Source organism: Nesterenkonia sp. HG001, from assembly GCF_034438835.1.
Lineage (GTDB): Bacteria > Actinomycetota > Actinomycetes > Actinomycetales > Micrococcaceae > Nesterenkonia > Nesterenkonia xinjiangensis.
On sequence record NZ_JAOSZD010000003.1, the window covers coordinates 292574 to 310093 of the forward strand.

Annotated in this window: 15 protein-coding genes; 4 read left to right on the forward strand and 11 right to left on the reverse strand. The window is 68.1% G+C overall.

Annotation, left to right across the window (positions count from 1 at the left end; translation table 11 throughout):
* Positions 1-28: 28 nt before the first annotated feature.
* Together ODE13_RS06800 and ODE13_RS06805 are read right to left on the reverse strand one after the other, a co-directional pair.
* Positions 29-1021, reverse strand: a complete 993-nt coding sequence (locus ODE13_RS06800) for an ABC transporter permease (protein ID WP_322478587.1) — start codon at positions 1019-1021, stop codon at positions 29-31.
* Positions 1022-1075: 54 nt separating this feature from the next.
* A complete protein-coding gene (locus tag ODE13_RS06805; protein WP_322478588.1) occupies positions 1076-3085 on the reverse strand; it encodes an ABC transporter substrate-binding protein in 2010 nt (669 codons plus the stop codon).
* A 230-nt stretch (positions 3086-3315) separates the two neighbouring features.
* Here ODE13_RS06805 and ODE13_RS06810 point away from each other — a divergent pair, with 230 nt between their 5' ends.
* A complete protein-coding gene (locus ODE13_RS06810; protein WP_322478589.1) occupies positions 3316-3819 on the forward strand; it encodes a GNAT family N-acetyltransferase in 504 nt (167 codons plus the stop codon).
* Positions 3820-3861: 42 nt separating this feature from the next.
* Here the strand turns inward: ODE13_RS06810 and ODE13_RS06815 are convergent, their stop codons facing one another.
* From ODE13_RS06815 to ODE13_RS06835, 5 genes are all read right to left on the reverse strand, one after another.
* The gene (locus ODE13_RS06815; protein WP_322478590.1) at positions 3862-4728 is read right to left on the reverse strand and encodes an FHA domain-containing protein; all 867 of its coding nucleotides are present in this window, start codon (positions 4726-4728) and stop codon (positions 3862-3864) included.
* 27 nt (positions 4729-4755) lie between these two features.
* Complete coding sequence (locus ODE13_RS06820) at positions 4756-5001, reverse strand: hypothetical protein (RefSeq protein WP_322478591.1); 246 nt, start codon at positions 4999-5001, stop codon at positions 4756-4758.
* 117 nt (positions 5002-5118) lie between these two features.
* Positions 5119-6348: an acyl-CoA dehydrogenase family protein gene (locus ODE13_RS06825; protein ID WP_322478592.1), complete on the reverse strand. Its 1230-nt coding sequence runs from the start codon at positions 6346-6348 to the stop codon at positions 5119-5121.
* Positions 6349-6372: 24 nt separating this feature from the next.
* Positions 6373-6828 carry a thioesterase family protein gene (locus ODE13_RS06830; protein WP_322478593.1) on the reverse strand — a complete coding sequence of 152 codons (456 nt, stop codon included), beginning with the start codon at positions 6826-6828 and terminating at the stop codon, positions 6373-6375.
* Complete coding sequence (locus ODE13_RS06835) at positions 6825-8129, reverse strand: CoA transferase (RefSeq protein WP_322478594.1); 1305 nt, start codon at positions 8127-8129, stop codon at positions 6825-6827. Before ODE13_RS06835 ends, ODE13_RS06830 begins: the two co-directional genes overlap by 4 nt.
* 136 nt (positions 8130-8265) lie before the next feature.
* Between ODE13_RS06835 and ODE13_RS06840 the strand changes: the two genes are divergently transcribed.
* On the forward strand, positions 8266-9189 hold the full coding sequence (locus tag ODE13_RS06840) for a LysR substrate-binding domain-containing protein (RefSeq protein ID WP_322478595.1): 924 nt from the start codon (positions 8266-8268) through the stop codon (positions 9187-9189).
* A gap of 4 nt (positions 9190-9193) precedes the next feature.
* On the opposite strand, the gene ODE13_RS06845 is transcribed toward ODE13_RS06840, so the two are convergent.
* Genes ODE13_RS06845 through ODE13_RS06860 form a run of 4 tightly spaced genes read right to left on the reverse strand, consistent with a single transcriptional unit; the run spans position 9194 to position 14308 of the window.
* Positions 9194-10108 carry a 3-hydroxyacyl-CoA dehydrogenase family protein gene (locus tag ODE13_RS06845; protein WP_322478596.1) on the reverse strand — a complete coding sequence of 305 codons (915 nt, stop codon included), beginning with the start codon at positions 10106-10108 and terminating at the stop codon, positions 9194-9196.
* Positions 10105-11025: an enoyl-CoA hydratase/isomerase family protein gene (locus tag ODE13_RS06850; RefSeq protein ID WP_322478597.1), complete on the reverse strand. Its 921-nt coding sequence runs from the start codon at positions 11023-11025 to the stop codon at positions 10105-10107. The genes ODE13_RS06845 and ODE13_RS06850 overlap by 4 nt, the downstream gene beginning before the upstream one ends.
* A complete protein-coding gene (locus ODE13_RS06855) occupies positions 11022-13130 on the reverse strand; it encodes a TRAP transporter permease (RefSeq protein ID WP_322478598.1) in 2109 nt (702 codons plus the stop codon). The genes ODE13_RS06850 and ODE13_RS06855 overlap by 4 nt, the downstream gene beginning before the upstream one ends.
* Complete coding sequence (locus ODE13_RS06860; protein WP_322478599.1) at positions 13127-14308, reverse strand: TAXI family TRAP transporter solute-binding subunit; 1182 nt, start codon at positions 14306-14308, stop codon at positions 13127-13129. Before ODE13_RS06860 ends, ODE13_RS06855 begins: the two co-directional genes overlap by 4 nt.
* 381 nt (positions 14309-14689) lie before the next feature.
* On the opposite strand from ODE13_RS06860, the gene ODE13_RS06865 reads away from it, so the two are divergent.
* Together ODE13_RS06865 and ODE13_RS06870 are read left to right on the forward strand one after the other, a co-directional pair.
* Positions 14690-16207 carry a class I adenylate-forming enzyme family protein gene (locus tag ODE13_RS06865; protein ID WP_322478600.1) on the forward strand — a complete coding sequence of 506 codons (1518 nt, stop codon included), beginning with the start codon at positions 14690-14692 and terminating at the stop codon, positions 16205-16207.
* Positions 16208-16247: 40 nt separating this feature from the next.
* The gene (locus tag ODE13_RS06870; RefSeq protein WP_322478601.1) at positions 16248-17492 is read left to right on the forward strand and encodes an acyl-CoA dehydrogenase family protein; all 1245 of its coding nucleotides are present in this window, start codon (positions 16248-16250) and stop codon (positions 17490-17492) included.
* The last annotated feature ends 28 nt before the right edge of the window (positions 17493-17520 follow it).

Sequence of the window (17520 nt, forward strand, 5' to 3'; positions counted from 1 at the left end):
GGTCTGTGGCAGCATGACGGCCTCCTGATCAGTACCGGAGCCGGACGCGGGGATCTAGCCAGGCCAGTGCGAGGTCGGAGATCAACGTCCCGATGACCACCAGGACGGCGGAGATGAGCAGCACCGAGCCGGCCAGGTACATGTCCTGGGCCATCAGGGCCCGCAGCATCATCGGGCCGGTGGTGTTGAGGTTGAGCACCTGTGAGGTGATCGCGTCGGCCGCGATGAGCCCGGGCAGGATCCACCCGATCGTGGAGAAGAAGGGGTTCATCGCCACCCGCACGGGGTACTTGATGGTCAGCCAGCGTCGCGGCAGTCCGCGGGCTCGTGCGGCCACCACATAGGGCTTGCGCAGCTCATCGAGCAGGTTGGCGCGCAGGATACGGATGTTTCCCGCCGTGCCTGCCGTGCCCCAGATGACGATCGGGATCCACAGATGGGCCAGCAGGTCCATGGTCCGTCCGAAGCTCCACGGGGCGTCCCGATACTCCGGCGAGAACAGCCCGCCGACGCTCTGTCCGAAGACGGTCAGAGAGACCCACATCAGCACCAGAGCGATCAGGAAGTTGGGGATCGCCAATCCCAGGTACCCGAGGAAGGTGAACGTGTAGTCCCCCACGGAGTACTGCTTCATGGCGGAGTAGACGCCGATGGGGAAGGACACCGCCCAGATGAACAGCAGCGTCAGCACCGACAGCAGCAGCGTCAGCGGCAGGCGCTCGGCCAGCAGGTCGGCCACCGGCCGGCCATAGTCGAAGGACTCGCCGAAGTCCCCCTGGAAGACGATGCTGGAGATCCACATCCAATACTGGACCCAGACCGACTCGTCCAGACCGTAGCGGGCTCGCAGGCGGTCCATCTCCCGGGCGGCGAGGGAGCCGTCACCCTGCTCGGCGAGCTGGGCCTGCACAGTGGTGAGGTAGTCGCCGGGCGGCAGCTGGATCACCACGAAGCAGATCACCGAGATCAGCCACAGTGTGGGGATGAGGATGAGGATCCGACGGGTGAGGTACCTCAGCATGGCTGACACCTCCGGAGGGGCGCTCGATCACGACTCACATCTGCTCCCTGGCGCTCAGCGGTCGAAGAACCAGGTCGGGATGTCCACCGGCCCCGGGGTGAGGTGCAGCCAGGAGTCGGGGAAGCTCTCGACGACGTTGCGCAGATCGTTCTTCACGATGCCGTAGCCGTCAGTCGGCAGCGCGATGCCGATCGCGTAGAACTCCTCCTTGGCGATCTCGAGGATCTCCCGGAAGATCTCTTTCTGCTCCTCCTCATCCGGCTCCAGGGGGATCTCCCTGGCCAGCTCCATCTGACGTTTGGTGGCCTCCGGAGGCTCCTCCGCCGAATCCCCCTCGCCGCGGCTCTCGTACCAGTCCGCCCACCGCACCGCATAGTTCGACTCGTTCCCGTTCGGGAAGTACCAGCGCGGCTCGAGCATCTCCACATGCAGCCCGCCGTCTCCGGCCCAGATGCTGGCGTCGAACTCGTTGGCCTCAGGAGTCTTGCGGTCGTAGAAGAGGGTCCGCTCGAGCGTGTTCACCCGGGCGTCGACTCCCACGTCCTCCCAGAACCGGGTGACCATGTCTGCGGCGGAGGTCCACTCCGGGAACAACGTGGTGACGTCGATGGTGAACCGCAGCCGCTCGCCGCTCGGGAGGAGGCGGAAGCCGTCGGAGTCGCGCTCGGTGAGGCCGGCGTCGTCGAGGTGCTGCTCGGCCAGGTCGACGTCGAATTCGGTGTACTGGGTGGCGAACTCCTCGTCGTAGAACTCGGAGTCGGGGTGCGGGGCGGCCTGCCAGGGCTCCCCCTGCCGTTGGTAGACGGTGTCGATGATCTCCTGCCGGTCGATCGCATGCGACAGACCGATCCGGAAGTCCTTGTTCTGGAAGACCTCGCGCAGCTCCTCATCACTGTGGTTGAGGTTCAGCGCGATGATCATCCGGTTCATGGCGGTGGACTCCACCGTCACGAAGTCGAAGCCGCCCTCCTCCCGCGCCTCGGCGAGCACAGGTCGGTTGGCGTCCTGATTGAAGTGCCGGGAGTGGAAGTCCAGCTCTCCGTTGACCGCCTTGAGCAGCATGACCTCCTCCTCCTGGACGACCTCGAACTCCAGCCGGTCGATGAAGGGCAGCTGGGCGCCGTCGCTGTCGACCTTCCAGTAGTAGGGGTTGCGCTCGGCGACCACCACGTTGCCCTCGTTGAGCTGGTTGGTGACAACCCAGGCGTAGAGGACGGGCTTCTCCGGGTTGTTCCACCAGTGGAGGCGGTCCTCCCAGTGGTCGATCCAGGAGCCGAAGCCGGCCTCGTCGGCGAGCTCCTCGGCCCCGTCGTTGAGGTGGGGCAGGAAGTCCTCGAGGTAGTGCTTGGGGAAGAACAGCAGGTTGGTGGCCCACCAGGTGGCCGAGCGGGAGGCTTCCTCGATGACGCCGCCCTTCGGCTCGGGGTAGGTGAGCCTGACGGTGTAGTCGTCGATCCGCTCGGCCACGCAGGGCTCGTTGTCCACGGCGAGCCAGCCGGGCGGGTTCGCGTTGAGCTCCTCGTTGAAGTAGACGTCCTCGAGGGCGAACATGACGTCGTCGGAGGTCACGGGCTCACCGTCCGACCAGCGCATGCCCTGCCGCATGTGGATGGTGTACTCGTCGCCGGCGTCGTTCATCTCGATGTCCTTGAACGTCCCCGGAAGTCCGCTCTCGGCCAGGCTGGCGTCCACCCGCAGCATCGGCTCGAAGGCGATCATCCGCTCAAGCCAGGGGTCATCACCCTGACCCAGCACCGCCCCCTGATAGATGCCCCCGTAGACACCGAACTCCGGGGCCTCGACGACGAGCCGGTCCGCCTCGATCGGCAGCCTCTCCTCCAACGGAGGCAGCTCGCCGTTCTCGACCATCTCAGTGAGCATCGGGGCTTCCTTGGGGCGACCTTCGGGAGGAGTGGAGTAGTCGGTGTCACCGTCGGTGCCGGTGTCGGCATCGGCACCGCAGGCGGCCAGCGACAGGGTCAGCAGACCGGCTCCGCCCCCGGTGATCAGCAGCGAACGGCGAGAGACCCCTTGCACCTCAGGGGATTCGTGGGTGATGGACATTCCGGACTCCTCTCCAACGGGGTGGGATGGACCCCGACAGCGAAGCCGGGAACACCCGCAATGCGTGTGATGCACGTCTCATTAGACCGATTTATCGCCAAATGTAACATGGATCACACGTTTATGCGTGTTGGAATCTGTGGAAATGTCAGGAAATTGACAGGTGAGACTCAGGCGAACTCCAGGCGGCCGAGGAGGCAGTCATGGTCAGAACGTGACAGCATGCCGATATGGGAGTCCCCGACACGTCCGCCGAGATACTCGTCCGCGAGGTGCGCGGAGACGACCTCCCCGCGTTCCTGGCCGCCCGCCCGGACGCACCGAGCATGGGACCGTATCTGCTGCGACAGAGAACCAACGGAATCGGCACCGGGCTCGTCGCGCTCGACGGCGAGACCCTGGTGGGCTCGCTGGAGCTGTGCTGGACCTGGCCGCCCGAGGTGCGGAACCTGCACGTCGTGGAAGCACGGCGCGTGCAGGGCATCGGCACCGCGCTGCTGGCTGCCGCCGAGGCGGCCGTGCGGCACCGCGGCTCCCAGGAGGGCGAGGAGGAGCTGGTCCTCCAGCTGCACGTGGGGGAGGGCAATCCCTCGGCCCGGCGGCTCTACGAGCGTCTGGGCTATCGGCCCACCGGCCAACGCACCTCCACCAGGTATTCGTCCCTTGACGACGACGGCACAGCTCGCACTGCCACGGAGATCGACGAACTGATGGTCACACACCTCGGCCGCTGAGCGTGCCGTGCACGTCAGCGGCCGAGGCACATGCGGGCAGGTTCAGTTCCTGTTCTCGACCCGATGCGTGTAGGGGTTGTACTGAGGCCTCTGATAGGCGAGCTCGCCACCCTGACGTCCACCGAACGGACGCCCGTGATCAGCGAACTCCGCCCGGATGTACACCAGACGCCAGGGGCCCATATCGATCCTCGACCCCGTGCGAAGAGTCACCGGAGCTCCGTGGGACCCGCTCACACTGCCGCCGGCGGCGCCACGACGCGAGAGCAGGTACTCGTCGAACTCATCATGGATGACTTCGGCATGAAAGGGCTCGAGCCCGGCCAGCCGCAGGTCACAGGTCTCGTCGCTGCCGATGACGGTCCTGTCACCGACGAGGTTGAACTCCATCAGGGGGCCGGGGCCGGAACCGTCGTCCTTGACCATCACGAGCCGGGGACGGCCGGAACCGGGGGCGCTGTGGGTGGTGGTCACGCGTCGCCGGATCCTCCGGCTGAACGTGGGGACCGGCGGCCACGGGGTCGCCGGGGGCAGCATCGCCGGCGATGCGCTGCCGGTCGGCGGGCTGGAGAGCATGCTCTTCGCCGCGGCGGTCAAGGAACCCAGGCGGATGTGCCTGGATCTGGTCACCACGCGCTGCAGCACGGGGGCATCGACGTCCCCGATGCTCAGAAGCTCACCGTCCGGACCGGAGATGGTGGCCGAGACACCCATCTCGGCCAGCTCATCGGCGAAGGCCTTCAGCATCCGCACGGCCCCGGGGGTCGGCTTCTCCAGCAGTCCGGGCGCATCGGTGTGGACCTGCACGTGAGTGCCGTCGGCGGTCACCGTGCCGCTGAGCGAGCTGCTTTCGACGCCGTCTTGATCGACCTCGCGGCAGCTGAAGCTGATGTCTATGTCGAGATGCATCACATCACCTGTCCCGGTGCGGCCGGTTCAGCGATTCTCGTCATCACTGGTGGTGACGCGCAGAGTCCCGTTGAACTTCCAGATGGCACGAGGGGCGTCCGGGCCGATGTCCCGGGGCACCTCGACCGTCATGTCCACGAGCTCATAGTTCACCGCGGCACCGCGTCCGGTCAGATAGGCCCACATCTCCTGGCCCAGATCTGCCCAGTTGCCGATCTCCTGCGGTTCGTTGCCCTGCGGGTTCGGCTCCTGTGACGTCGTGGGGTCTGCCATGGAATTCTCCTCGCTGGTCAAGAACGGCTCCGTCGGCCCGGAATGAGATTCGGATGACCGGTTCTGTAGTCCAGACAATACTCAACCCGTGATGACATGGGAATACCCTGACGTCGCTCATCGCCGGGAGCGAGTGAAGGCGGAGAGCCCAGTGATCTCGCGTCCGACGATCAGCGCCTGCATGGAGTCGGTCCCCTCATAGGTGGAGACCACTTCCATGTCGGTCAGGTGCCGGGCGATCTCATTCTCGAGCAGGAGCCCGTTGCCCGCGAGGATGTCGCGGGCCGTCCGGCACATGCTCAACGCCTTGCGCGACGTCGTCATCTTCACCAGCGAGGCCTGCGGGCCGGTCAGCCGGCCGTCCTCCGCCAGGTCGGCCATGCGCAGGCACATCAGCTGTATGGAGACCAAGTCGGAGAGCATGGTGGCAAGCTTCTCCTGGACCAGCTGGTACCCCCCGATCGGCCCCCCGAACTGCTCACGCTCCTGGGCGTAGCGGGCAGCGATCTCGAAGGCCGCCATCCCGTGCCCGAGAGCCTCCCAGGAAGCGCCGCCGCGCGTCGCGGCGAGCACCCGGTTCACCCCCGAGAAGTCCTCACAGTGCTCCAGGCGGTTCTCCTCCGGCACGCGCAGATCCTCGATGACGATGTCGGCCTGGTTGATGGCACGCTTGCCGATCTTGCCCGTGATGACCTCCGGCCGATAGCCGGAGGGCCAGCTGCCGTCCTCCTGCCGCTCGACCACGAAGGCCTTGACCTGACCATCCCCCTCGTCCCTGGCGTAGACCACGACGACGTCGGCGGCGTGCCCGTTGCCGATCCAGCGTTTGTGTCCGTTCAACAGCCAGCCACCCCCCTCACGCCGAGCACGGGTCTCCAGGGACACCGAGTCCGAGCCGTGCGCGGGCTCAGTGAGAGCGAACGCCCCGGTACGTTCCAGCCGGGCCATCAAGGGCAGCCACCGGTCGTGCTGCTCCTGGTTGCCGAGCATGTAGATGCTGCCCATGCACAAGGAGGAATGGACGCCGAGGAAGGTGTTCACGGAGCCGTCGATGCGTCCCATCTCGCGCGCGACGAGGCCGGCCGCCCGGCGGGAGAGCCCCGGGCATCCGTGACCCTGGATGAATCCTCCGACCACCCCGAGGTCGGCCAGGCCGGGAAGCACCGAGACCGGGAACTCGGCCCGCTCCCAGTGCTCGTCGATCACCGGGGCGATCTCCCGCAGCCCGAAATCCCGGACCCTGTCGCGGAGGGCGAGCTCCTCGGTCGCGAAGTCACGATCGAGATCGAAGAAGTCCAGAGCGGCCGGGACATCGATCGCGCTGCGCTGAGTCATGGTGTCAGTCATAGAGGAAGCTCCTTCGGTGTGCGGTCACCCTGCTGCGGGGGTCGGGGACGTCGCGCCGTCGTCGGCGGAATTCTCGTCAGGGATCAGCGCGGCAGCGAGCGCCTCCCGCATCTCGGGGCCGATCGGCGTCGGCTGACCGGTCTCGGCGTCGACATGGACCATCACGGAGCGGCCCGTGGCACACGCCTGCCCGCGCTGAAGAAGGTCATGGTGGACCACGAACGAGGTACGCCCGATCCGCGAGATCCAGACGTGGGCGGTCGTCGCCTCCCCATAGAGCAGGGGGTGCAGGTAGTCCACAGTCAGGGACCGCACCAGGCGAGGACCCTGAGGCGCCTGGCGGAACCACACGGCCGAGGCCTGGAGCCGCGCCTCCTCGAACAGGGTGACGACCTTTGCATTGTTCACGTGGGCGTTGAGGTCCTGGTCCGACCACCGCAGCGGCATCGGGCAGACGAACGCTCTGCCAGGTCGCGTCACGACTCTCCCGCAGGCTTCCCAGGAAGCCCGGGGTTCTCCGGAGCATGCCCGTGCTGCTCCCGCCGTTCGGCCAGCCAGGCCAGGACTGACTCGTGGTCCTCCCCCAGCGTGGGCGGCTGCTTGGGGTAGCTCGCGGGGGTCCGGCTGTAGCTCACCGGGTGTCTGATCGTGGGCACCGCAGCGTCGCCGCGTCCGGTCTCGACCACGGGTTCCAGGCCCAGGGAGGCCGCGAATTCGACACCTTCGTCGATGCCGAGGATCGGCGAGCACGGCACACCCTCTGCCTGGAGAGCATCGAACCACTCCTGGGCGGTCCCCTCGGCGAGCGCCTTGACGAGCTGGGGACGCAGCTCGTCACGGTGGCGGTTCCGGGCCTCCATCGTCGCGAATCGGGGGTCGGCTGCGAGCTCAGGGAGCCCCAGTCGGGAGACCAGCCGGGAGAACTGTCGGTCGTTGCCGATGCAGACGATCAGTTCACGGTCCTTCGCGGGGAACGGCCCGTAGGGGTAGAGGCTGGGATGGTCGTTTCCGAGCCTGCGCGGCACGTTTCCGCAGGCGACATAGCCGGTGGTCTGGTTGACCAGCCCGGAGAGCGCCGATGACAGCAGGTCGAGCGCGAGATGCTGACCCACCCCTGACACCTCCCGCTCGCGGAGCGCCCCGAGGATGCCCACCGCGGCATGGAGCCCGGTGATGACGTCGAACATCGCCACTCCGGCACGCTGAGGGCTGCCCTCGGGATCTCCGGTGACAGACATGAATCCGGAGACCCCCTGGGCGAGGAGGTCGTAGCCGGGCATCGTCCGTCCGCCCTCCGTGCCGAAGCCAGTGATGCTCACGTGGACCAGCTCGGGCCAGCGCCGGGCCACGGTCTCGGCGTCGAGGCCGAACTTCTCCAGGCCGCCGGGCTTGAAGTTCTCCACGAACACGTCTGCGGCGGAGAGGAGCTCCTGGGCGGTGCGCAGATCCTCGGCGTCCTTGAGGTCCAGGACGAGGGAGTGCTTGTTCCGGTTCACGGCCAGGTAGTAGGTGCTGACGCCGTCGCGGTGCGGCGGAATCCACTGACGAGTGTCATCCCCGCCGGGACCCTCCACCTTGATGACGGTCGCACCCATGTCGGCCAGCAGCATGGTGCAGTACGGCCCGGCCAGCACTCGGGAGAAGTCGGCGATGACGACACCCGCGAGCGGCCCTGTCGGCGTGGACTGTGACATCGGCCAGCTCGACGGCTCCGGCTGGCGCGGATCATGCTGACCCGAGTCATGTGCGCCCGCCTCGATGTCTTCAGCAGAGAGTGTCATCGTGTCTCCCGGTCCTCGGAGTTCTGTGTTTTGCACCACACAATCACGCCGATTATGCTTTGTCCAAGACAAATTCTTCGCACCTCTCATACCAATGCCGCAATAATCGTGGTCTCGGCGACCAGGAGGAGGGACCATGGAGGTCCATCAGGCGCGGGCGTTCCTCACAGTCGCCGAGGAGCTGCACTTCGGCCGGGCGGCGTCCCGGCTGAAGATGGCTCAACCGCCGCTGAGCCGGCTCATCAAACAGCTCGAGCGGTCACTGGGGACCGAGCTCTTCGAGCGCAGCACCCGCCATGTGGCCCTGTCCTCTGCCGGCCGGGCCCTCCTCGAGCCAGCCCGCAGGCTCGTCGAGGCCTCGGAGGAGGCCGAGCAGGCGGTGCGCAATGCACTCACCGGGGAGACCGGCCGGGTCCGGGTGGGTTTCGCCGGGGCCTCTATCAACAGGAAGGTCGGCGAGCTGGCGCGGCAGGTCCGCGCAGCCCGACCCGGGCTGATGCTGGAGCTCTACAGCTCCCAGTTCTCCCACCTGGGGCTGGAGCGGGTGCTGGACGGCTCCCTGGACCTGGTGATCGGCCGGTGGGACTTCCTGCCCGCCGAGGTCGACTCTGCCGTCATCGCCCTGGAGGAGGTGATGGTCGTCCTGCCGGCCTCGCACCCGCTGGCCTCCCAGTCCGCGGTGGACATGAAGGACCTCTCCGATGAACCGTGGATCACCCTTCCGGGGGGCGTGGGGGCCGCGCTGCAGAACCGCCTGAACTCCCTCGCCATGGCCGCAGGCTTCGTCCCTCGGGTGGTCCAGACCGCCCCCGACTCCTGGACCCAGGTGGTGCTCGTCGGCGCCCAGATGGGGTGCGGGATCAGCCTCGACTCCGTGCGTGACAACGTCTCCTCGGACGGCGTCGCGTTCTCCTCCATCACCTCGGAGGACCGCCCACTCGAAGTGCGGATGATCTGGCGTCACGCGGACGACAACCCCGCCCTGCGCGCCGTCATCGAGATCGCCGAGGCGATGTTCCCCGACCCCCGCGCGGAGGGACCCCCCAGCACGCAGCCGTGAGGGCTCATGGGTAGCTGTACCAGCCGCGGCCGCTCTTCCTGCCGTACCGGCCGGCTTCATAGAGCTCGGTGATCATCGGGTGGGGCAGGCTCTCAGGGTCTCCTGTCTGTTCGTACTCCGCCTGCCGGATCATGTGCACCACATCGACGCCCACCAGGTCCATGAGCTCGAAGGGGCCCATGGGGTGGCGCAGTGCGGTGCGTGCCGCGGCGTCGATGTCCTCGAAGTCGGCCACACCCTGGTCCAGCAGGCTCAGCGCCTCCTGACGGATGGCGTTCAGCAGCCGGTTCGCGACGAAGCCGGGGATCTCCTTCCGCAGCGTCACCAGCGTCTTGCCCAGGGCCCGCGTGAACGCGGCGGCGCGCTCCATGGTCTCCGGCGACGTCTGCGGGTGCGGGACCAGCTCCACACACTCCATCACCAGCGCGGGGTTGAAGAAGTGCAGGTTGCAGACCCTCTCGGGGTGCTCCACGGCATCAGCCACCCGGGAGGAGACGATGTTGGAGGAGTTCGTCGCCAGGATGGTGCCGGGGCCACAGACGGCGTCCAGTTCGCTGAAGATGCGGCGCTTGATCGTCAGGTCCTCCACGGCGGCCTCGATGACGATGTCGCTCGCGGCCGCGGCGGCATCGCGGTCCGTCGTGGTCCCGAGCCGCTCCCAGGCCGCGGAGACCTGCGCCCGGGAGCGCCTCCCCTTCTCGACATCGCGGTCGAAGCGTCCGCGGAGCTGCTCGGCGGCGGCGTCGAGCTGCTCCTGAGCGATGTCGACCAGGTGCGTGCGGAAGCCGGCCAGCGCGGCGACCGCCGCGATCTGGGACCCCATGGTGCCGGCCCCCACCACGGTGACCGCCTGGATCCCTGCGGCGTCGGCCGGCGTCGTGCTCTCCTCGGTGCTGCTCTTTTGGGTCTGTGCTCTCACGTCTGGTCTCCTCCTCGGTCTTCTCGGCCCTTCGAGGCCGGTCGTGCTGGCTGCACCACGTGATGCGTGGTGTAGTCCGGGCGACGCTTCTCCTGGAAGGCGGAGGTGCCTTCGGCACGTTCCCCGGTGCTGTAGAGCACGGACTGGGCGAGCCGCTCCAGAAGCATGCCGGTGGCGGCGTCGGCGTCGAGGCCGTGCCGGATGATCGTGGTGGCCAGCTGGACGGCGAGCGGACCCCGGGCCATGATCTGCTCCGCCACGCTGCGGGCCTCGTCCAGCAGCGCCTCCGGAGCGACGACGCCGGTCACCAGGCCCGCTTGCAGGGCCTGGTCCGCGTCCAGCCGCCGCCCGGTGAGGATCATCTCGGTGGCGCGGCCGGCGCCGATGAGACGAGCCAGCCGCTGGGTGCCTCCCGCGGCCGGAATGATCCCCAGTCCCGTCTCGGGAAGGGCGAAGCGGGCCGCAGTGGAGGCCACCCGGATGTCGCAGGCGAGGGCGAGCTCGAGACCGCCCCCGAACGCGTAGCCGTTGACGGCGGCGATCGTCGGCTTCTCGACGGCCTCCACCGCGTCATAGAGGCGCTGCATCGCCGCGCGCAGACCGTCCTCCGGCACACGGCGGGCAAGCTCCCTGATGTCGGCGCCGGCGACGAAGGCCTTGTCCCCGGCACCGGTGAAGATGATGGTCCGGACGGAGTCGTCCCACCGAAGCTCCTCCAGCGCGTCCGCCAGCTGAGCCAGCACGTCGCTGTCGAGAGCGTTGCGCACCTCGGGGCGGTCCACGGTGATGGTGCCGATCCCGCCGTCGATTCTCAGCGTCAGGGCGCCGCCGCGGCGGGGCTCATCGGGCCTGCTCTGGTGATCCATGGATGATTCCCTCTGCTCCCTGGTGTCGACGTCAGTGTGCTGCGAAGTCATCGTGCTCCTTCCGTGAAGGTCTCGGGCCCACCGTGGCGAGGCGTGTCGTCTTCGGGGTTCTGGTCGGCCTCAGGGTTCTGGCCGGCCGGCGGGGTCAGTTGGTCCTGCCGGCGGCGGAGGTGCGCCACCGTGACGACCCCGACGACGACGGCGAGTCCCGGAAGGGCGAGCGCACTGTCACTCAGGAAGAGCATGAACCCGCCCGCGCCCAGCAGCAGCCGCACCGGCAGGCTGATCCGGCGCTCGACCCCGACCAGCCATCCGCCGATCGCGCAGGCGATGGCGTAGACGGCCACCAAGCTGGCCAGCAGGGCCAGGGCGACGTCCACGAAGCCTGCCTGAGCCACCAGTGCCGGGTTCAGCACGAAGCCGAACGGGACCACGTATTTCACCGCGCCGAGCTTCATCGCAGAGATGCAGGTGGCCATGGGGCTGGACCGGGCGATCCCCGCCGCGGCGAACGCGGCGAGCCCCACCGGAGGCGTGATGTAGGAGACGGAGGCCCAGTAAATGACGAACAGGTGGGCCGCGATGGGGTCCACCCCCAGGGCGGTGACCGCGGGGACCATGACGATGGCCAGGAACACGTACGCGGCGGAGATCGTGAGCCCCATGCCCAGGATGAAGCAGACCACAGCGCTGGCGATGAGGATCAGCAGCAGGTTGTCACCGACCACGGCCACCAGGTCACGGGAGAGCGAGAGAGCCACTCCGGTGGCGGAGAGACCTCCGAGGAACAATCCGACGCCGGCGATGATGGCGATGATCTGGGCCAGCGTCTTGCCGACGTCGAGGACCATCGCCAGCCATTCGCGAGGTCCGAAGCTCAGCCCGGGCTTGATGAGGGCGATGATCAGGAGCACGCCCACCACCCAGTAAGGCACCTGGGACTCGGAGCCGGAGGTGAACAGCATCAGAGTGAGCAGTCCGAGCGCACCCAGGTACGGCCAGCCGGCCAGCAGCGATGCTCCCAGGCGTGGCAGCAGGTTCCGCGGGGTGCCCGTCAGCCCCTGCTGGGCGGCGTAGCCGTCGATCTGCAGGAAGATCCCGAAGAAGTACAGCAGCGCCGGGATGGAAGCGGCGATCAGGATCTCCGTGTAGGGGACCCCCACGAAGGACACCATGAGGAAGGCAGCGGTGCCCATGATCGGCGGGGTGATGGACCCGCCTGAGGAGGCGGTGGCCTCGATGCCTCCAGCCATGCGTGCGCTGAACCCGGCGCGCTTCATCGCCGGGATGGTCATCGGCCCGGTGGTGAGGACGTTCGAGACGGCAGAGCCGCTCATCATACCCATGGCCGCGGAGCTGGCCACCGTCACCTTCGCCGATCCACCGCGGTAGCGGCCGAAGAGCGCCATGGAGAGCCCATGGAAGAAGTCAGCGCCGCCGGTGTGCTGCAGCACGACGCCGAACAGCAGGAATCCCACGAGTATGGAGCCTGCCGTCTGCAGCGGCAGTCCCAGGATGCTCTCGGCCCCCATGGCGTGGATCTGCGCGATGGTCGGCAGGTCGTAGGCGATGCCTTGAAGGATGCCGACGGGGATCCCCTCAGCGACCAGCGGGTAGAGGGAGAACGCGAGGGCCAGCACGGCGACGATCCATCCGGCCGCTCGGCGCAGGGCCTCCAGGACGATCCCCCAGAGCACGAAGCTCAGGACGGTGGCCGTCGTCGGGGCCACGAACTCCCACCCGTACTCGTGGATGTCGACACCGTGATAGGCGAACCACAGGCAGCAGGCGGCGAAGACGCCCAGCACGATGACGTCGTACCAGGGCACGCCCGCCCTGGCCTCCGACTCTGATCCGGTCTGGGCCGGGCGTGCTGCACGGGCGGGCCAGAGGATGAAGACGATGGGCAGGAAGCAGGCGATCAGCAGGTAGAGGAACGCGTTGGTCAGGACCGCGAGGCCTCCGACGTTCCAGAAGAACACCTGGTTCATGGTCAGCAGGATTCCGGCCAGGGTCAGCAGGGTCACGACGACGGTCCACGGGGGCGTCAGCCGCGGGTTGCGACGCACGGCGCTGAGGACGCTGCGCGCATCCAGCGCGCCCGCCTCCCGCTGCGACTCGTCCACGGCACGGCTGTCGAGATTCGTGGTGGTCATGCCTGGCCTCCCTCGTCGATGTCCTGGACCTCCGGGAGGGCCGGCAGGTTCTCGCGCTTCCAGTCCTTCCAGCGACGGGCAACATCGTCGTCGCCTGCGTGGCGCTCCCAGAAACTGGGCCACGCGTCGGTGAGCAGGCCCTCGCGGTCCAGCAGCGCCTGGTTGCGCCGCTGGAGATCCTCGGTCCAGCGGCCGATGTCTCGGAAGTATTCGACGGAGCCCTCATGGAAGGGCACCACGAGCGGGTCCAGGAGCACGTTCTCCGGGCCGAAGCTCTCCGCATCCGGCGTGGCGTCACGGAAATGCTCGAAGTGCTCGTCGATGCCGCGGACCAGCTCCGAGACCTCCTCGGCGGGACGGTCCGCCAGGGTCGTGAGCGGGATGGAGTACTCCATGTTGACCGCCGTCTCCCCGTCCTCCATGCCTGCCCCGGTGAACTCCCCGGGCCGAACCATGGGGGCCAGCTCCTCCCAGGTCTCATAGCGAGAGGAGTCGTCTCCACCGAGGTCCAGCCATCTCACCTCGTGCTGTGAGGCGAGCTCCTCGATGTTGGAGCCGACGACGTTCTGGTACAGCGCATCGAGGTGTCCGGTGCGCAGCGCGTCGATCTGCTCGCCGTAGGTGAGATCCACCGGCACCACATCGCTTCCGGTCAGACCGCCGTAGTTCAGGATCGCCTCCAGCTTGCGGTTCATGGAGGTGCTCGCGACCAGCCGCGGGTATCGCGCCCCCTCAAGATCACTGACGGTCTCGATCCCACTGTCGGCAAGCACCAGGACGCCGTAGTTCCCCGGCGGTGACCACACCTGCCGGATCGGCTGGGGTCCCCACTGCTCTGAGGCGAACTCATCGTCCCCCTCGAAGGCGTAGTAGTACTCGTCTCCTGCCCTGGCGTACTGGGCCGTCCCGTTGATGACCGGCGCCAGGCGACCGATTCCGGTGTCGGAGGTCATCAGGCGCACCTGCACGCCCATATGGCCGGTGAGCGTGTTCGCCACGGCGGCGAGATCGTTGTACGTGCCGGTGCCGACGCCGTAGGTGGACCAGACCAGCTGGCGCGGAAGGCGGGAAGCCCGGGCAGGCGGAGTAGCGCATCCGCTCAGAGCGGTCAGGGCGGCCATGCCGGAGGCGGCGGTGGCGGCGGACATGAAGCTGCGGCGGGTCAACCTGGTCGGCATGTGACCTCCTGAAGATGGCGTGTGCTGGCGGGTGACCGACGCGAGGTCGCTGGGGAACGGCGCCAGGAGAGAAGGGGCGGGCGGGGTGGAGCCGGACTCGACGAGCCGCGAGGCTCATCGGCGGTGCGTCCCTCCATTCATACCTGCACTGTGTGATCTCCGACACTCTCGAGGCTCTTTATTCCTCTATTCGCATGAGTCGGGATCGATGCACGCAACGCGTCGGGAAAACCGCGCCAGATCAACGCCCAGCGGGCTCCCTCCTGCGGCCGGGGACCCGGCAGCGCAGCATCGGGCGTGCAGACGCCGCGCACGCACGTTGCCAAACGGACGCCGGGCTGGTTACGTGTTCCGAGTCACGGCGCAGTGGGAAGGAGCCCCATGTTCAACCTCGCACTGGCGGCCTCCCACGCCGCCACGGTCCATCCGGGCCGGACCGCCGTCGTGACGCCGAACGGTTCGCTGACGTTTGCCGAGCTCGACGCGCAGATCAGTCGTGCGGCTCGTGGGCTCCAGTCCGCCGGCATGCGACCAGGCGACACGGTGGCTCTGCACCTGCCCACCTCGGCGGAGTTCGTCATCTGCTTCTACGCCGCACTGCGGGCCGGCCTGATCGCGGCCCCCGTGGCCCCCTACGCGGCACCCCGAGAGCTGCGACATGCCCTGGAGATCTCCGCGTCCCAAGCACTGATCACCGCCTCCGCGGACCCGCCCGAAGGCTGCGACGGCGTTCCCGTCATGGACTGCGAAACGCTGGTGGCCCGAGGATCCGACGGACGCTCGGATCCGCTCGTCGCCCGCTCCCCCGAGGACGTGGCCGCAGTGATCTTCACCTCCGGGACGACCGGAGCCGCCAAGGCGGCGAAGCTGACGCATTGGAACCTGTGGATGAGCTGCACGGCCCTGTCGGCGCGCACCTCACCCACCTCGGAGGACGTCGTGCTCGCATGCCTTCCGCTGCACCACGTGTTCGGCATGTCCGGCCTGATGAACGCGTCGTTGGCCTGGGGCATGACCCTGGTGCTGATGCCGCGGTTCGACGCGGCAGAGGCCCTGGACCTCATCGCGAAGCACCGGGTCACCCGGTTCTCCGGGGTTCCCACGATGTTCATGGACATGATCCGGGAGGGCGCCCAGGGGCGGGACCTCTCCAGCCTGCGCCATGTGACCTCCGGCGGCGCGGCCCTGCCGCCCGGGGTGCTGGGGGACTTCGAGGAGATGATCCCCAGCGCGACTCTGCTGGAAGGCTACGGCGCCTCCGAGACGACGTCGTCGATCTGCGTGAACTCCAGCCGGGAACGCCGCCGTCCCGGCTCCGTGGGGACGCCCTCCTGGGGGACCCGAGTCCGAGTCGTCGCTGAGGACGGCGCTGCGCTGCCGGCGGGACCCGAACACATCGGTGAGCTCCACGTGTCGGGGCCGACCGTCTTCGCCGGCTACGCCGACGACCCCGAGGCGACCGCGGCGGCCTTCGACGGCGAGTGGCTGCGCACCGGCGACGTCGCCTGGATCGATGAAGACCAGTACGTCCATCTGGTGGACCGACGCTCCAGCCTGATCATCCGCGGCGGGCTGAACGTCTATCCCGCCGAGGTGGAGCAGGTGCTCGCCCAGCACACCGAGGTTCAGGAGGCCGTGGTGCTCGGCCAGCCGCATGAGAGGCTCGGCGAGGAGATCGCGGCACTGATCGTCCCCGGCAGGCCGCTCGGCGAGCTCACCGGGGAGCACCGTGCGCAGCTCGTGGAGCATCTCGACCACCACGCGCGCGAGCACCTGGCCGCCTACAAGCGGCCGCGCCTCATCCGCTTCGTCGACTCGCTGCCTCGCACCCCCTCCGGAAAGATCCTTCGCCCCGCCGCCCGAGATCTGCTCACCGAGCAGCTCTCTGACGTCGGCTGACCTTCACTGACTCGCACCCATCCCTCGACAAGGAGACCCCATGCCCGCTGAGCAGCCGACCCCCACCCGACGCCGCACCGACCTGATGGCGATCGAGAGCCAGCTCTCGGCCGAGGAGATCGGCATCCGGGACCGGGTCGCGGAGTTCGTGGATCGCCGCATCCGGCCGCACATCGCCCGCTGGTACGAGGACGCGGTGCTGCCCACAGAGCTGTTCGGGGAGATGGCTGAGCTGGGGCTGTTCGGGATGCACCTGACCGGCTACGGCTGTGCCGGTCGCAGCGCCACGGAGTACGGGCTGGCCATGCAGGAGCTGGAGGCTGGGGACTCGGGGATCCGCACGGTGGTCTCGGTGCAGGGCTCGCTGGCGATGTCGGCCATCCACAAGCACGGCTCCGAAGAGCAGAAGCAGCAGTGGCTGCCAGGCATGGCCGCCGGGGAGATGATCGGCTGCTTCGGACTGACGGAGCCGACCGCAGGCTCGGACCCGGGCGGCATGGCCACCCGGGCCCGCCGGGAGGGGGACGAGTGGGTGCTGACCGGCTCCAAGCGCTGGATCGGTCTGGCCACCATCGCTGATGTGGCGATCATCTGGGCCAAGGTCGCGGCCGCTGAATCCGAGGCCGCCGTCGAGGGTGAGCACCGCACCCGCCCCGACGATGCCGGTGAGGTGGTGCGCGGCTTCATCGTCCCTACCGACACCCTCGGGTTCCGGGCCGAGGCCATCGAGCGGAAGCTCTCCATGCGGGCCTCGCTGCAGTGCGACATCACCCTCGAGGAGGTCCGGCTGCCCGCCGAGGCGATCCTCCCGAAGAATCCCGGGCTGCGCGGCCCCTTCGGCTGCCTCTCGGAGGCACGGTACGGCATTGCCTGGGGCGCGATGGGCGCCGCCCGAGACGCCCTGGAGGCCGCGCTGGACTACGCCGCAGAGCGCCAGCAGTTCGGACGCCCGCTCTCCGGCTACCAGCTGACCCAGAAGAAGTTCACGGACATGGCCCTGGAGCTCACCAAGGGGCAGCTGCTGGCCCTGCAGCTGGGCCGGGCGAAGGACGCCGGCACCTTGGAGAACCACATGATCTCGGTGGGCAAGCTGAACAACTGCCGGGCCGCCATCGAGATCTGCCGAGAGGCCCGCACCATCTTCGGCGGCAACGGCATCACCGCCGAGCACTCCCCGCTGCGGCACGCCAACAACCTGGAGTCGGTCCGCACCTATGAGGGCACCGACGAGGTCCACACGCTGATCATCGGGCAGCGGCTCACCGGGGAGGCCGCCTTCCGCTGAGCGACGCGGGGCAGCGGCTGGCCTGCTC

Excerpts from the sequence above, each read along its gene's own strand:
- ODE13_RS06850 (WP_322478597.1), bottom strand. The coding sequence starts at position 11,025 with ATGACTTCGCAGCACACTGACGTCGACACCAGGGAGCAGAGGGAATCA.
- ODE13_RS06800 (WP_322478587.1), bottom strand. The coding sequence starts at position 1,021 with ATGCTGAGGTACCTCACCCGTCGGATCCTCATCCTCATCCCCACACTG.
- ODE13_RS06840 (WP_322478595.1), top strand. The coding sequence starts at position 8,266 with ATGGAGGTCCATCAGGCGCGGGCGTTCCTCACAGTCGCCGAGGAGCTG.
- ODE13_RS06820 (WP_322478591.1), bottom strand. The coding sequence starts at position 5,001 with ATGGCAGACCCCACGACGTCACAGGAGCCGAACCCGCAGGGCAACGAA.
- ODE13_RS06870 (WP_322478601.1), top strand. The coding sequence starts at position 16,248 with ATGCCCGCTGAGCAGCCGACCCCCACCCGACGCCGCACCGACCTGATG.
- ODE13_RS06815 (WP_322478590.1), bottom strand. The coding sequence starts at position 4,728 with ATGCATCTCGACATAGACATCAGCTTCAGCTGCCGCGAGGTCGATCAA.
- ODE13_RS06860 (WP_322478599.1), bottom strand. The coding sequence starts at position 14,308 with ATGCCGACCAGGTTGACCCGCCGCAGCTTCATGTCCGCCGCCACCGCC.
- ODE13_RS06865 (WP_322478600.1), top strand. The coding sequence starts at position 14,690 with ATGTTCAACCTCGCACTGGCGGCCTCCCACGCCGCCACGGTCCATCCG.
- ODE13_RS06855 (WP_322478598.1), bottom strand. The coding sequence starts at position 13,130 with ATGACCACCACGAATCTCGACAGCCGTGCCGTGGACGAGTCGCAGCGG.
- ODE13_RS06825 (WP_322478592.1), bottom strand. The coding sequence starts at position 6,348 with ATGACTGACACCATGACTCAGCGCAGCGCGATCGATGTCCCGGCCGCT.
- ODE13_RS06835 (WP_322478594.1), bottom strand. The coding sequence starts at position 8,129 with ATGACACTCTCTGCTGAAGACATCGAGGCGGGCGCACATGACTCGGGT.
- ODE13_RS06810 (WP_322478589.1), top strand. The coding sequence starts at position 3,316 with ATGGGAGTCCCCGACACGTCCGCCGAGATACTCGTCCGCGAGGTGCGC.
- ODE13_RS06805 (WP_322478588.1), bottom strand. The coding sequence starts at position 3,085 with ATGTCCATCACCCACGAATCCCCTGAGGTGCAAGGGGTCTCTCGCCGT.